The following is a 12,647-nucleotide window of genomic DNA, read 5'->3' as shown; positions in this document are numbered from 1 at the left end:
GGCGGCACACGTCATCGGCGTCCACGCTGTGCTTGATGTAGCGGACTGTGGCCTTGCTGGCCCCGCTCGCGCGTAGCTCGGTGTCCTGGTCGATGCTGAAGTTATCGGGCGCTTCGTCTGTCGCCAGCCAGCCAGTCATGGCGGCAGCCGGGGGCTGCGTCACGTAGAGGTATTCCAGCGGCAGCGGGTCGACCGTCTTTGCCAGCAGGCCTATCACCTCGTCGGCTTTGCCGTCAGCCGCTGCGTCAATCACCAACCAGCCGTTCTTCGTGTCGATCCAGGCGCGGGTATCGCGGTAGACGGACAGGGCGCGCGGCATCAATTCGTCGGTGACGCGCTCCTTGATTTCCTTCATCTGCTTGCGGCCGGGCTTGTAGCCCTGCTGCTCTTCGATTTCCTTCGCGCGGGCCTTGGCAGCCTGATTGATGGCCGACGACGGCAGTACCTTTTTCTCGGCGCGCAGCGATAGCAGGATCTGACCGTTGACGACATGGGCCAGCTGGCCGTTCTCGCGGGGCGATACCCAGCCCAGACGCTGCATTTCCAGATTGCTGCCGCGCTGGTAGGCATGCTTCGCCAGCGCAGCTTCGAGCGTTTCGCCCAGGCACGACCAAGCGGCCGAAAGGCGGTAGACCTTTAGGTTTTTGAACCACATGTGAAACTCCAGGGGCTAGAACGGAATGTCGGGGTCGGTCGGCGCAGCCGTGTGGGAGGGGCTGCGAGTTTGTTCGTGGGTTGCTCCACCCTCACGGCCGCCAAGCATTTGCATCTGGTCGGCGATGATTTCGGTGGCGTAGCGGTCAGCGCCGGATTGCTTGTCCTGCCACTTGCGGGTTTTGATGCGCCCCTCGATGTAGATCGACCCGCCTTTCTTCAGGTATTCCCCGGCGATCTCGGCCAGGCGACCGCGCATGACCACTCGGTGCCACTCGGTTTCTTCGCGGGGTTCCCCGCTGGCCTTATCTTTCCAGCGTGAGGTTGTGGCGAGCGAGACATTGCAGATTGCTGCGCCGTCGGGCGTGTAGCGGACTTCAGGCGCACGCCCGAGGTTGCCCACCAGGATGACTTTGTTGACGCTTGCCACGGTTACTCCTTTGCGGCGATGGCGGTTTTTCGGGTGCGTTCTTCTGCGGTCTGGTCGTTGGCATCCAGGCTGGGTCCGATGACTCCGGTGAGGATGAGCGCGCAGAAGACCAGTGCGCTGATGCTGCCGCCGTAGCAGACGGCGTTGATGTCCCATTGCTTTCGATAGGCGAGTCTGAGCAGGGCGGCAGCACGCCGGCCCACCGATGATTTCTTTCTCATGTGGGATTCCTAGGGGAATGTGGGGGAGGGGTGCTGCAGGCGAAGCCATCAAGGTCGCCCCTAGCCGCTCGCATGAAGCAGCGTTTGTTCACAAGGAGGGGGTGACTGCCCGGCGCTAACCCGGTGTCGGCGAGGGGCGATCTTGATGGCCCTGGTTTGCCAGGGCGTTAGGGCTATGGCCATGTCCCTCATGGGCCTGTGCGCCTCAGGCTGGCGTCCTTCCAAATGTCGTCTGGCGGCGTCACCTGGCATACAGAGGGTGGGTGCTCCTCCAGCCATCAGCCAAGTTATGACCCATGCCGATATCGCCCGGCTCTCTGCGCCCGCGTACTCAGGGGCTAAACCTCGGTGCGGTCACATGACGGCCTCCGCTGGTTGCTGGCCCCGACTTGTGGCTGGCGGGGTGACGCCTAGATCGATGGCCCTCCGATATAGCGGGGAGGGTCGCTGTATTTCTTACTTGGCGAGGACTTTCAGAGCGTCGGTGCTTCCAGCAAACTCGATATCCGGGATGATTGCCTGGGGTTTAAACACCACGCGGTAGTGGTAGACGCTGGCCTTGGCGGGGTGGAGCTGCTCGACAAAGAAGGTCACGTTGTCGGACAAGCCCAGCATGTGCTTTTTGAATTCGCTCGGGCCGGTCTTGCAGATCACGTGCAGCACATGGCCACTGCTGCTGGTTTCAACGCTGCACAGCCCTTCGATGGAGAGCATGTAGCGGTCAGTGATTCCGTTGTAGAAAACGATGCGCCGGTTTATCTCGAATTGGTCTGCGGCTTTTGACAGGTTGCGTTGCGCGACGTCGGCGTCGGTACTGCAGCCAGCTATTGCGACAGTGAGAGGCAAGGCGATAAGGAGTTTTTTCATTGGTTTTCTCTGTTGTCAGCGACAGCCGCTGCCGATCCCCCGCACGCAGGCGCTTGAGTAGGGGCTGTCAGGCGGGCCGGAGATGCGCATACTCTTTGAATAGTCGCGACTCCCAGTCTGTTGACCCGAGGCAGGCTTGCGCAATGAATGCCCAAGATGGAACGTCTTCGCGGTCAATCTCAGTTCGCCAGACGCGGATGCGGCCGAAAAGCAGACGGTCACGGTACAGAACTTGAAAGCCCGTCAGGTCGCTGCGCGTGAAGCGCAGAACCCGGTGGCGGATGAAGATCAGGCGGCGCATACTTCCACCTTGCTATCGAACTCATCAGCCAGCATGCCGCAGCGGTCATGCCAGGACGATTCGCCTTCATTTTCCGCGTTGCGCAGATGGTGCGCGGCTTCCTTCCATTGGCCGGCGGCTACCGCTTTCCACACGATTTGCATGCGCGTGATTTGGTCGTCAGGGCAGATCATCAGCAGGTCGTGTACGGTTGTCATAGTCATTTCCTCAGTGCATCCCCGGCGCACCGGGGTTTAGAAAAAGCCGCCTTCTTTCAAGATCCAGGCGGTGATGGCGGTGAAAATCAGACGGACCACGAAACTGTGTTTTCCGCCTATCGGCTGTCCGTCGTTCATCAACGACACCCAGATGCACATGCCGAACCACACGATCACCACGATCTGCGGCCATCCGTACTCCATTGCTTTCTCCAAGCCCCTGCATGGGGCGAATCATCGGTCTGCGTCCTGTCACGGCGCAGGCAGATGGCCGGGGTTATCGTCGCCACGCCCGGCTGGGCGTTTCCTGGCGTTTGCCAGGAACACAGAGGCCCGGAGGCGCTGACCTCTGGGGTGGTTCTGTTTCGCCCTTCCCTGGTTGGGGGCGGGCGGCCTCGGTTGTTAAAGAGCAGGTCGTAGAAAGAGTTTACCTAAATGGTAATTTTAATGGAACCAAAACGGTAACTGCTTTGATTATTTTTTTTTTACCGTTTTGGGAATTCAATAGCTTTGGCCTACTTTGTCACCTAAGGTACGATCAAGATTCGACCTGTTACGGAGAGTGGTGATGCCAAGCTTTGTCGCGATTGATGTGGAAACAGCTAACCCAAATATGGCGAGCATTTGCCAGATCGGGATTGCAACGTTTCGGGGCGGGGAGAAAGTCGATGAATGGCTGTCGCTGGTAGACCCGGCGGACTACTTCGATCCAGTTAATACGCGTATTCACGGAATTACAGAATCAGCAGTTCGTGGGGCGCCGTCGTTTCAATCTCTCATGGCCGAGGTAAGGGGTCGCTTAGATGGTGCGGTGGTGGTGTCACACACAGGTTTCGACCGCACAGCCTTGAGCAGAGCCTTCGCTATCTCGGGCGGAGTCGTAGGTGATTGTGTTTGGCTTGATTCGGCGCAAGTTGCTCGGAGGGCGTGGCCTGCGGTATCACGGAAGGGCTATGGTCTCGCTAACGTCGCCCACATGCTGGGGATCACGTTTCGACACCATAACGCGCTCGCCGACGCTGCTACAGCGGGGATCATTCTAGTTAGGGCGATTGAAGAGAGTGGTAAGCCGCTGGAGTGGTGGCTGCGCCGAGTGAAGCGTAGGCTGCCGCAGGCGGATGGGTCATACATTGCTTCTGTAGCGCAGGAAGGCAATGAGGATGGCCACCTGGCGGGTGAGGTGGTCGTGTTCACAGGGCAGCTGTCGATGTCAAGGCAGGAGGCTGCCAGCCGGGCAGCCAAGGCTGGATGTGACGTTGCGACTGGCGTTACCAAGAAAACTACTATCCTGGTTGTCGGGGATCAGGACATTGCCAAGCTCGGCGGGAAGGATAAAAGCGCCAAACATATCAAGGCCGAGACGCTGATTGGCCAAGGGGCGGAGTTGCGAATTCTTGGCGAAAGCGACTTTCTGGCGCTGCTAGAGTCAGCTATGGATGATTGACCTTGCGGGGGTAGCTACGACTTAGAAATCGTGGCTGCACCATACTTTAAGAACGCGGCCAAACACTTCGAAATCCATGGTCGGGTCAATGACCCAGTCCCGGTATGCCGGATTCTCTGAAATCGCGAGTAGCCCCTTGCCGGGGACGCGCTGCAGCCGTTTGATGAAGCCTTCGTTATCAACACGAAAAAAATAGACGGCGTCATAGTCCACTGACTTGACGCTGGAATCTACGATTAGGGGATCTCCCGGGTTGAACATCGGCCGCATTGAGTCACCGAACCCGGTGACGATGCACAACCCGTTCGTTGCGCCGGCGCTCCTCACATTTTTCTCTAGCCACTCTCGGCTAACGCTCCAGCTTTCAATCACGCCAGGCTGATCCCGAAGCGCTACTCCAGCCTTTCCCATCCGGCCTCCTGTGTCATATCTATGTATGGTAACAGTCAGTTTCGTTCCGTCTATGGAAGGCTGAGACGAGGGGGGCTGGATGTCTAAATGGTCGGCGTCCATCCAATATGCAGGGTAGTCAAAAGCCGCTTCTATCTTCCGCGCTGTCTTGTCCCCTATGTCCTTTGCCCCAGTGGCATACCTGCTGACAAGGGACGGGGTGGAGTAGCCAAGAGCTTCTGCTGCCGCAGTCTGGCTTCCTTTGCAGTGCTCATCAACTGCCCTGGCAAAGTTCTCTTGGCGAATTCTCTTGATCGATTTCATGGCTTCATTGCACATCGCTTTACCACAATGGTAAATGCACCAATAAGGTAAACATTTGGTTGAGCTATTACCGTTAAGGTAATAAACTCTTCCAATGACCACACCGAACATCAATTTCAAGACGTTCTACCTCTCCCTTAGCGCAGAGGAACGGCGTGCGTTCGCCCTCGAGGCGGGGACTACAACCGGCTACATCGAGGTCCACCTAGTGCGCGCAGGGAGGATTCCCCGTCGGCGAAAAATGGAGTCGCTTTGGCAGGCTTGTCAACGTCGTAGGGCTGGATTCACGCGTGAGCAGCTGATTCAGTTTTTCTTCACGAGCAGCGCTGCTCCTTGTCTCAAGAGGGAGGTTTCCTAATGCGTTCTCTGTACGCCCGCTTCGTGCTGTGGTTGATCCGGCCTGCGCTGCGCCTTCATGCCACTCCTACTGCATCCGAAGCGAACCCACTGCCTGGCCTTACTCCTAATGCTTCTCGTCTTCTAAAAGCCCGCGTCTTGCAAGGGTCAACGCTTGAACTTGGAGCTGAAGACTCGCGATCGCTCTGGAAAGAAGCGGCTCGCTCATTGGGATCCAGTCCGTCCACTTCTGCGAAGTCGGGTCGGGTTCCCCGGTGAGCTCGAACTGCAGATAGACGACCTGAGTATCGAGGTTTCGCGTCACTCGGAAGTCCGCGGCAGTTCCATCTACACGTTTTGGTATTTCCATTTTTGTTCAGCCCCTCTGACTCGGAACGAATGCTCTGCGTGAGAGAAGCCATTCTAAGGGGCTGACTGCCAGATTTAAGGAGAGAGCGCATGGATAGCGCGATGACCCCGGCCCAGCCTTCACCGCAGCCGTCAGCTCCGGCCAACCCAGCAGACAAGGTCCAGATCGGTCCGCTTGACGTTTGATGTTTCTGTTCCATGCCTCCCATCTTATGGATGCGCGGGCATTGCCGAAACCCTGATATTTCCCAAAACCAAGGTAAGCCCATGACCAGCCGTTTGGATGCCTATCACTGGCTTGATGTTCTTTACAACGATGTTCGCCGCACGCCTGGGGGCGTGAAGGATGCTGCTCGGTTCCTGAGTGAGCGCCGGGGCAAGAGCATCCATTTTGAGTCGCTGCGCGCCAAGTTGAGCGGCCAAGAGGGGGAGTCGCTGAGCTTTGAAATGGCGACCTTGCTGACTGAGTGGATGCTTGAGAAGGCCGGGGGCGCTGAATACGCCCGCGATTGGCTGCAGACCTACGCATCGGTCGAGCATGGTTTGGTTTTTGTGTCGGTGCCGCCTGCTCCTGTGGGCGGCCATCCTGACGAGCTGGCTGCGCTCTTGCAGAAGATCATGCAGGCGGGCGTCAAAGTTGGAAAGCTGAATACGGCCTATCTGGCGGCGGTTGCTGACGGCAGGGTCGATCCCGCAGAGCGCAGTGCGTTGCATAAATCGTTCTGGGACTTGGCGGTGCTTTGCCTGCGTGCAGTGCGCAACCTGACGAGGGTCGAATGCTGACCCTTGACAAACGTACCCCTTTCCCGCGCCGTGGGGGCGACCAGCTGGCCCGTCTGTCGGGCATGCAGTGCCAGGCGCCGCAATTTCATGGTTGGGTCAGCGGTCAGGCCGACTACCGTGGCCCGGTGCCGGTGACTGTCGATTCCGCAGCAGAGTATGTCCGCCAGGTGTGCGGCGTTTCCAGCCGCGCCGATCTTGATCACAACCGCGAGGCCGCCAGGCGCTTTCATGCGTTGATCCGCCGGCCCTTTCTTGACTACGTCCAGCGGCGTGAGGGCCTGGGGCAAATCTTCATGGGCTATCGCGTGACGGCCCAGGGGATCCAGGCCGCCTATGCGCACGTGTCGACGTTCGTGCAGGCGATCTCTGAGGCAGAGCTGGGCGAGGTACTGCTGCCGTACTTGATACCTGTTGACCCTTGGGAGGGCGTGTCGCGTCTCGATGCTGCTGGTGCTGCTGCGCGGCAGGTGCTGTTTGATCTGACTCGGCAGGGGAAGGTGCGCAGCATTGGCCGCGGCCTTGTCGGTGAGCGGTTGTGGAGGTCTGTATGAGGCGCACCCCCATGAAGCCCGGCAAGCCCTTGCAGCGCAAGACCCCGATGGCGCCCCCACGTGCGGCCATGCGTGCGCGCCGGCCTGGTAAGCGTGCCACCAAGACTGTCTACCGCAATCGGGCCTTGCTGGATCTGGCGCAGGGCCAGGCTTGCACGCTGTTGGTTCCTGGCTGGTGCCTGGGGCACAGCAAGTCAGCGCGTGACACGACGGTTGCCTGCCATTCGAACCTTGCCAAACACGGCAAGGGGGCGGGCATCAAGGCGCATGACTGGGCCATCGCCTTCGGCTGCTATGGCTGCCATTTCTATATTGATCAATCTGGTGCGCCTGCTGAAGACAAGGTGCGCTATTTCGAGCTGGGCCTTGCTCAGACGCGTCAGGCTGTTATGGCCATGGGTAAGTGGCCGGAAGAGGCCGAGCGCGGGTATCAGCTTTTGTACGGGAGTGCGCCATGAGCGCTGTGGTGCTGCCCATGACGCCGAAATCCCCCCAGCTTGAGAACGGCTTTATGCGGATCTCCAACGAGCTGGAGGACGCGATCCTGGCGCACCCGTTTACTGACCGGCAACACAAGGTATTGCGGGCGGTGATCCGTAAGACGTATGGCTTTGGCAAGAAAGAGGATGACCTGTCGGCATCGCAGCTGTCGGCCATTCTCGCGAAGACGCCGCGCCAGCACGTCAGCACTGCCTTGAACGAGTTGGCCGCCATGAAGGTCATCCATAAGCGTGCGGGCCGCTACGGCTCGATTGTGGGCGTGAACAAGAACTATGCCGAATGGTTGCCGAGCGTACCTGCTCAGGCTCCTGCTAGTCCCGAATCGGGACAGGGTGGGTGTCCCAAACCGGGACAGGTGTCCCAAATCGGGACATGTCCCGAATCGGGACAGGGTGGGTGTCCTGAATTGGGACAGGTCGCTAGTCCCGGATCGGGACACACAAAAGACAACCTTCCAAAAGACATAAAACATAAAGAAGTAACTGCTGGCGCAGTTCCTTCTTCTGCCGACCAGTTTTCGCTGATCGGCTCCGAAGATGGCGATGCTCCGCCTCCCGCTGCCCAGCCGATGCTGCTGAGTGACGGCTCCGAGCATGTGCCGACAAGTGAAGAGGTCGCGGAGTGGAGCGCGGCCTACCCGCAAGTGAACGTGCTGGACGCAATGCGGCAAATGGCCGTTTGGCTGAAGGCGAACCCGGCCAAGCGCAAGACGCGCCGGGGGATTAACAAATTCATCGTGAACTGGCTTGGGGGCGCTCAGCGTGACGCAGTCAGCCCGCGCTACCGCAACCCTACGACTCAGCCGGCAGGCAAAGGACCGAGACAGCATGGAAATTTCGACAGCCAAGACTACCGCAGCGGTGTTGACGACGATGGCCGGTTTTAACTTCGAGACGGAGGCCCGGCACTGCCCGGAGCACGGCGAGTTTATGGCTATGAAAACGCCCGTTGGATGGTCGGATTGCACGGTATGCAATGCCAAGCGCCAGCAGGCAGAGCGGTTCCGCGTAGAGGCGGAGGCAACCCGGGCGACTCTGATGCGTCAGGCCGACGTGCCCGTTCGTTACCACGGCAAGACGCTGGATACCTACCACGCGGCTTCTGGGGGCGGGCAGGGTATCGCGCTGGGCGTTGCGGTGGATTACGCCGATAGCTTTGCCGAAGCCCGCGCGTCAGGCCGGGGGTTGATCTTCTGCGGCAAGCCGGGGACAGGCAAGACGCACCTGGCGATAGGAATTATTCACCGCGTACTGGCTGCAGGCTATTCGGCGCGCTTTGCGGTGGTGCTTGATGCGATGCAGGCGGTCAAAAGCACTTATCGCAAGGACGCGGCGATGACCGAGGCGGCAGTGATTGAAAAATTGACCGCCCCCGATCTGCTGGTGCTGGACGAGATCGGCAATCAGTACGGGACGGACTCGGAGCGGATCATTCTCTCCAGCGTGATCAACACTCGATACAACGCGATGAAACCGACAATCTTGTTGAGCAATCTCGCCAAGGAGCAGTTGGTTCAGGAGTTGGGTGAGCGCGTCATGGATCGCATGCGCGAAGGCGGTGGGCGCATGGTTATTTTCGATTGGGCCAGCCATCGTGGGGTGAAGGTATGAAGAAAAGCCAGTGCGACGGGAGGGTGAAAGGGATGGCCAAGGTTGAGAGGGCGGTGGCCGTGGCTGGCCGGCAGCCGCTGGTGTCGAAGGGGCGGTATCGCATGGGTGCGTGCATGGCGGCGGCAGCGGCGCGTGCGCAGGAGGCCGAACCGAAGATTGGCAGCATGCGGCCCAGCGCGAAGGGCAAGCGGGGGCGGGCATGAGCAAGTTGTCCAGAACGAAGGGCGCAGCATACGAGCGCAAGGTTGCCGGCATGTTGACCGAGGCGACCGGGATCATCTGGCGCCGCCGAGTGCGCAACCATGACGGTGATAGCGACGTGGTATGCGATGACGCCGCCCTGGCGCACATCAGTATTGAGTGCAAGCACGCCAATACGCTTTGTCTGCCTGCCTGGTGGCGTCAGGCGCAGGAGCAGGCCGGTACTGGCGTGCCGGTGCTGATCTATCGCCAAACGGGGGCGCGAGGAGAGTCCGTGATGATCGACGCCCACCATGCCAACGCCAGCCATTGGCCGGTGGCAGGACGGCACACGATCATCATGGGCTGGGATACCGCCATGCAGTGGCTGCGCGAGAAGATCCCTTCGAAAATCACCGGGCCGGGGTACATCTGACATGAGGCACGAACCGGGTACTTTCTCTCGCGCGGAGCATGCTGTTGCAGCCGCGTACTTGATGCTGGCCTATCCGATCGAGCCGAAGAACGCGACTCAGCTGATCTGCGAGGCGTTACGGGAGCGTTTTGACGCAGCATTCGAGCCGAAATCGTTCTCAGGGCTTTCCCCTCATGAATGGCATGCCCAGGCTGTTTATATCGTCAAGGTGCTGGAGCGGACGCTCGGTGACAGCATCGGGTTCCACGTGCTTCGTGGTCAGTACGGCACGGGGGCGGAGGCAGCGGCAAGCACGCGCCGAGTCTCGGAGTGGCTGACCCCCGAGGCAGAGCAGGGCAGCATTGAACGTGAGGTGACCGATATGCTGGCGTCGCATGTGCTGAGAGGCCAGCCGCGCCTTCGTCGCCTTTCTGATACCTTTGACCTTCCCTACTCGGCGCTGCAGCGTCCTGCGAGTGCGTATCGGGTATTGGTCGGCGGTGTGAAGCGTGCAGCGCTGGTACGCCTTGATACCCGAATGAGGGATGCTGGCTTGGTGACAGATTTCCAGAGTCAGGAGTTGCCGACAGCACTTGACATGGTGAATCAGGCGCGGCAGAATAATCCCAGACTCGTAGCAAGTCTGTCCTGACAAAAAACCCTGGCCCAAAACCAGGGTTTTTGCGTTTTTGCGGGCGTTGCCCAGTGCGCACCGCGCCTGATGAGGCTTGAATAGCCGAAACCAATAGGTCGCGCGGAATTGCCCCAGCCGGGGAATAACTGGCAATCAGTGGGATCACCCCTAAGCGCGTTCGATATAGAGTGGGCTTAGGGCGTGGGTGTGCAACGATCCCATCTGCAGCACACGTCTGGCCCGGCACCTTTTCTGACGGCTGGCTAAGAGGCCGAAAGCAGCGGATTGCGAACCTGTAGAGAGGCGGCGCTCCGCAGGTTCGATTTCTTTAGTCTGCTTCATCAACACAAAGCCCCGATACGGTGATCCGGTCGGGGCTTCTTTATTGGAGCCTCTCATGTTTGGTGGACATGATCCCGAAAACTGCCCCTTCACGCCAAAGCGTAAGCGTGGCCTTGGTGCTGGTGCGCCCCGTGCCGAGTTGCTGATCCAGAGCTGGGCGGGCACCGACTAGGACGGTTGGTGCGTTCGTAGCCACTCTTTCAGCGCGGAGTCCATACGTGTTTGCCACCCAGCCCCGGAAGCCTTGAAGGCGTCCAGGACTTCGGGCGAGAGCCTGATAGTGACGGCTTGCTTGGTCGGCGCTTTCTGCGGCCCACGGCGGCGAAGTCCGAGCTTCGCTTGAAGCGCGGCAGGCAATACCTCGGACGCGGGCTTGGCGCGGGCAAACTCGGCCTCGCCCCATTCGGGGTTGTCCTTGTCGATCATTTCAGGATTGGGCTTTTTCATAGCGGGCTACCTCTCTGCTGTTGGCCTTACGCAGGCTGATAACGCGGATTGCTTCGCCGCGCACTGTGAACACAAGCATGTAAAGGCGTTCATCAATCTTCCCCAGGGCTTGGTAGCGGACTTCGCTGTAGTCCTGGCGGGCATCTTCTATGACCAATGCGCTGTTCCACTCGAATCCATGGGCCAGTTCGAACGACAAGCCGCGTTCGGCGATGTTCTTGTCGTTCTTGGCGGGGTCGTAGGTGATGTCCATAGATCAAATTGTATGTACATTTTGGTTGGTCGTCAAGCAAAACGTATGTACATTCTATATCCCCTCCCGCTACCGAGGGCCGCGCGTTAGTCATGGCGCGCGGGGGTTGGGTCATCGCGCCGGGCGGTGTGCATTAGGTAGCACCCGGCACAAACTCAAAGGAAATGGCAATGCGGCTATCTGTGAGCCAGGGTGATCCTGGCTATCGCGCCTATCGCGGCTTGCCGTGCTCGGTGCGCCCGGTGGTGTGGCTGGATGGGGAGCGAGTCTCCCAGTGCGTTACGGCGGATACCCGAAGAGGGTTTGTGCTGGTTCACGTAGTGAATCAGGACGGGAAGGTGCAGATAAACGCCAAGCGCACCGATACGAAGAAGGAGCGCCGGTACGGTCGGGTTGAGATCGTACTGGTGCGTACCTGAATGGCTCGCAGGCCGCAGAGGCCATGCCGTGCAGTCGGGTGCAACACGCTACACCGCAATGCCAACGGCTATTGCGAGGCCCACGCGCATTTGGCGAGGGTCTGGGCAAAGAGTCCACAGCAGGCCGGCCGAGGCGGTAGGCCATGGCGTCGGCTACGTGACCAGATCCTGGAGCGAGACGGCTACCTGTGCCAGTGCGATGAGTGCAAGCGCAGGCCATTGCCGCTGGTTGCGCACGAGGTGGACCACATAGACAACGCACGCGGGCCCAGCGGCGAGCTCAACGATGACCCGAACAACCTGCGGGCGATCAATCGGAACTGCCACCGGGCGAAGAGCCAGGCAGAGGCCCAGGCGGGGCGACGTCGTCGGCAGTTGTGATCGCGCTCACGGCGGCGCGCAAGGGGGGGAGGGTAGAAAGTCTGGGGTCGTTTGCCCGGACACCTGCCGCTCAATCGTTTTTTTACACCCGCGAAAAATGAAATTAGGGAGTTGACCTATGGCAGGTGTCGCAGGCCGGTCGGGCCGCAAGCCCAAACCGACCGAGCGCAAGATCGCCGCAGGCAACCCTGGCAAGCGGGCGCTGAACAAAGACGCGCCGCAGTTCGAGGGGATCGTGAATATCGATCCTCCCGAGTGGCTGCAGGGAGCAGGGCGGGATCTGTGGCAGCACCTGGCGCCGCTGCTGTGCGCGCAACAGGTGCTGCAGGCCACCGACATCCAGAACCTGGAGTTCTACTGCGCGGCATACGGCAGATTCCGTGCAGCAGAAGCCGATATCTCGAAGTACGGCATCACGGTGCCGGGCGCCCAGGGCGGCATGGTGAAGAACCCGGCGGCCACGGTCATCAACGAGGCCACCAGGCAGATGGCAACGTTCGGCTCACTGCTCGGCCTGGACCCGTCGAGCCGACAGCGGCTGCTGGGCCCGAAGAAACGCACCGCCGGCGACGAGCTGGCCGCCATCCTGAGTATGTGA

At 59.9% G+C, this 12,647-nt stretch carries 20 protein-coding genes; 10 read left to right on the top strand and 10 right to left on the bottom strand.

Annotated elements, in window-relative coordinates:
* From A7V84_RS02465 to A7V84_RS21005, 7 genes are all read right to left on the bottom strand, one after another.
* A partial coding sequence (locus tag A7V84_RS02465; RefSeq protein ID WP_235815944.1) for a recombination-associated protein RdgC occupies positions 1 to 655 on the bottom strand: 655 nt, incomplete at its 3' end.
* Positions 656 to 670: 15 nt separating this feature from the next.
* Complete coding sequence (gene ssb / locus A7V84_RS21595) at positions 671 to 1,084, bottom strand: single-stranded DNA-binding protein (RefSeq protein ID WP_082832914.1); 414 nt, start codon at positions 1,082 to 1,084, stop codon at positions 671 to 673.
* A gap of 2 nt (positions 1,085 to 1,086) precedes the next feature.
* Positions 1,087 to 1,305: a hypothetical protein gene (locus tag A7V84_RS21590; RefSeq protein WP_063491468.1), complete on the bottom strand. Its 219-nt coding sequence runs from the start codon at positions 1,303 to 1,305 to the stop codon at positions 1,087 to 1,089.
* A gap of 456 nt (positions 1,306 to 1,761) precedes the next feature.
* Entirely contained in the window at positions 1,762 to 2,172 is a 411-nt protein-coding gene (locus tag A7V84_RS02450) for a beta-sandwich lipoprotein (RefSeq protein ID WP_063491467.1), read from the bottom strand.
* Positions 2,173 to 2,239: 67 nt separating this feature from the next.
* Complete coding sequence (locus tag A7V84_RS02445; RefSeq protein ID WP_063491466.1) at positions 2,240 to 2,473, bottom strand: hypothetical protein; 234 nt, start codon at positions 2,471 to 2,473, stop codon at positions 2,240 to 2,242.
* Complete coding sequence (locus tag A7V84_RS02440) at positions 2,461 to 2,670, bottom strand: hypothetical protein (RefSeq protein WP_082832913.1); 210 nt, start codon at positions 2,668 to 2,670, stop codon at positions 2,461 to 2,463. Before A7V84_RS02440 ends, A7V84_RS02445 begins: the two co-directional genes overlap by 13 nt.
* A gap of 36 nt (positions 2,671 to 2,706) precedes the next feature.
* Positions 2,707 to 2,874: a hypothetical protein gene (locus A7V84_RS21005; RefSeq protein ID WP_156507928.1), complete on the bottom strand. Its 168-nt coding sequence runs from the start codon at positions 2,872 to 2,874 to the stop codon at positions 2,707 to 2,709.
* A gap of 364 nt (positions 2,875 to 3,238) precedes the next feature.
* Here A7V84_RS21005 and A7V84_RS02435 point away from each other — a divergent pair, with 364 nt between their 5' ends.
* Entirely contained in the window at positions 3,239 to 4,114 is an 876-nt protein-coding gene (locus A7V84_RS02435) for an exonuclease domain-containing protein (RefSeq protein WP_063491464.1), read from the top strand.
* Positions 4,115 to 4,135: 21 nt separating this feature from the next.
* Here the strand turns inward: A7V84_RS02435 and A7V84_RS02430 are convergent, their stop codons facing one another.
* On the bottom strand, positions 4,136 to 4,828 hold the full coding sequence (locus A7V84_RS02430; protein WP_063491463.1) for a LexA family transcriptional regulator: 693 nt from the start codon (positions 4,826 to 4,828) through the stop codon (positions 4,136 to 4,138).
* Between the two features lie 972 nt (positions 4,829 to 5,800).
* Between A7V84_RS02430 and A7V84_RS02415 the strand changes: the two genes are divergently transcribed.
* From A7V84_RS02415 to A7V84_RS02380, 7 genes are all read left to right on the top strand, one after another.
* On the top strand, positions 5,801 to 6,316 hold the full coding sequence (locus A7V84_RS02415) for a phage regulatory CII family protein (protein ID WP_063491460.1): 516 nt from the start codon (positions 5,801 to 5,803) through the stop codon (positions 6,314 to 6,316).
* Positions 6,310 to 6,867 carry a hypothetical protein gene (locus tag A7V84_RS02410; RefSeq protein WP_063491459.1) on the top strand — a complete coding sequence of 186 codons (558 nt, stop codon included), beginning with the start codon at positions 6,310 to 6,312 and terminating at the stop codon, positions 6,865 to 6,867. Before A7V84_RS02415 ends, A7V84_RS02410 begins: the two co-directional genes overlap by 7 nt.
* An 11-nt stretch (positions 6,868 to 6,878) precedes the next feature.
* Positions 6,879 to 7,325 (top strand): nuclease domain-containing protein, encoded by a 447-nt coding sequence (locus A7V84_RS02405; RefSeq protein ID WP_231940126.1) that lies wholly within the window; start codon positions 6,879 to 6,881, stop codon positions 7,323 to 7,325.
* Positions 7,322 to 8,254: a replication protein gene (locus A7V84_RS02400; RefSeq protein WP_063491457.1), complete on the top strand. Its 933-nt coding sequence runs from the start codon at positions 7,322 to 7,324 to the stop codon at positions 8,252 to 8,254. The genes A7V84_RS02405 and A7V84_RS02400 overlap by 4 nt, the downstream gene beginning before the upstream one ends.
* Positions 8,196 to 8,978, top strand: coding sequence for an ATP-binding protein (locus A7V84_RS02395; RefSeq protein WP_082832912.1), 783 nt, complete (start codon positions 8,196 to 8,198; stop codon positions 8,976 to 8,978). Before A7V84_RS02400 ends, A7V84_RS02395 begins: the two co-directional genes overlap by 59 nt.
* A gap of 199 nt (positions 8,979 to 9,177) precedes the next feature.
* Positions 9,178 to 9,594, top strand: a complete 417-nt coding sequence (locus A7V84_RS02385) for a putative PDDEXK endonuclease (protein WP_231940124.1) — start codon at positions 9,178 to 9,180, stop codon at positions 9,592 to 9,594.
* Between the two features lie 61 nt (positions 9,595 to 9,655).
* Positions 9,656 to 10,225, top strand: coding sequence for a hypothetical protein (locus A7V84_RS02380; protein ID WP_231940183.1), 570 nt, complete (start codon positions 9,656 to 9,658; stop codon positions 10,223 to 10,225).
* 492 nt (positions 10,226 to 10,717) lie between these two features.
* Here A7V84_RS02380 and A7V84_RS02375 read toward each other — a convergent pair whose 3' ends face one another.
* Positions 10,718 to 10,996: a BrnA antitoxin family protein gene (locus A7V84_RS02375; RefSeq protein WP_063491454.1), complete on the bottom strand. Its 279-nt coding sequence runs from the start codon at positions 10,994 to 10,996 to the stop codon at positions 10,718 to 10,720.
* Positions 10,977 to 11,249, bottom strand: coding sequence for a BrnT family toxin (locus tag A7V84_RS02370; protein WP_063491453.1), 273 nt, complete (start codon positions 11,247 to 11,249; stop codon positions 10,977 to 10,979). The genes A7V84_RS02375 and A7V84_RS02370 overlap by 20 nt, the downstream gene beginning before the upstream one ends.
* Positions 11,250 to 11,668: 419 nt before the next feature.
* Between A7V84_RS02370 and A7V84_RS20570 the strand changes: the two genes are divergently transcribed.
* Positions 11,669 to 12,049: an HNH endonuclease gene (locus tag A7V84_RS20570; protein ID WP_082832911.1), complete on the top strand. Its 381-nt coding sequence runs from the start codon at positions 11,669 to 11,671 to the stop codon at positions 12,047 to 12,049.
* Between the two features lie 118 nt (positions 12,050 to 12,167).
* The gene (locus A7V84_RS02360) at positions 12,168 to 12,647 is read left to right on the top strand and encodes a phage terminase small subunit P27 family (RefSeq protein ID WP_063491451.1); all 480 of its coding nucleotides are present in this window, start codon (positions 12,168 to 12,170) and stop codon (positions 12,645 to 12,647) included.

This window comes from Bordetella trematum, assembly GCF_900078335.1.
In the GTDB taxonomy this organism is placed as follows: Bacteria; Pseudomonadota; Gammaproteobacteria; order Burkholderiales; family Burkholderiaceae_B; genus Bordetella; species Bordetella trematum.
Note: the sequence above shows the minus strand (reverse complement) of the source record. Positions and strands in the feature narration are given on the sequence as shown.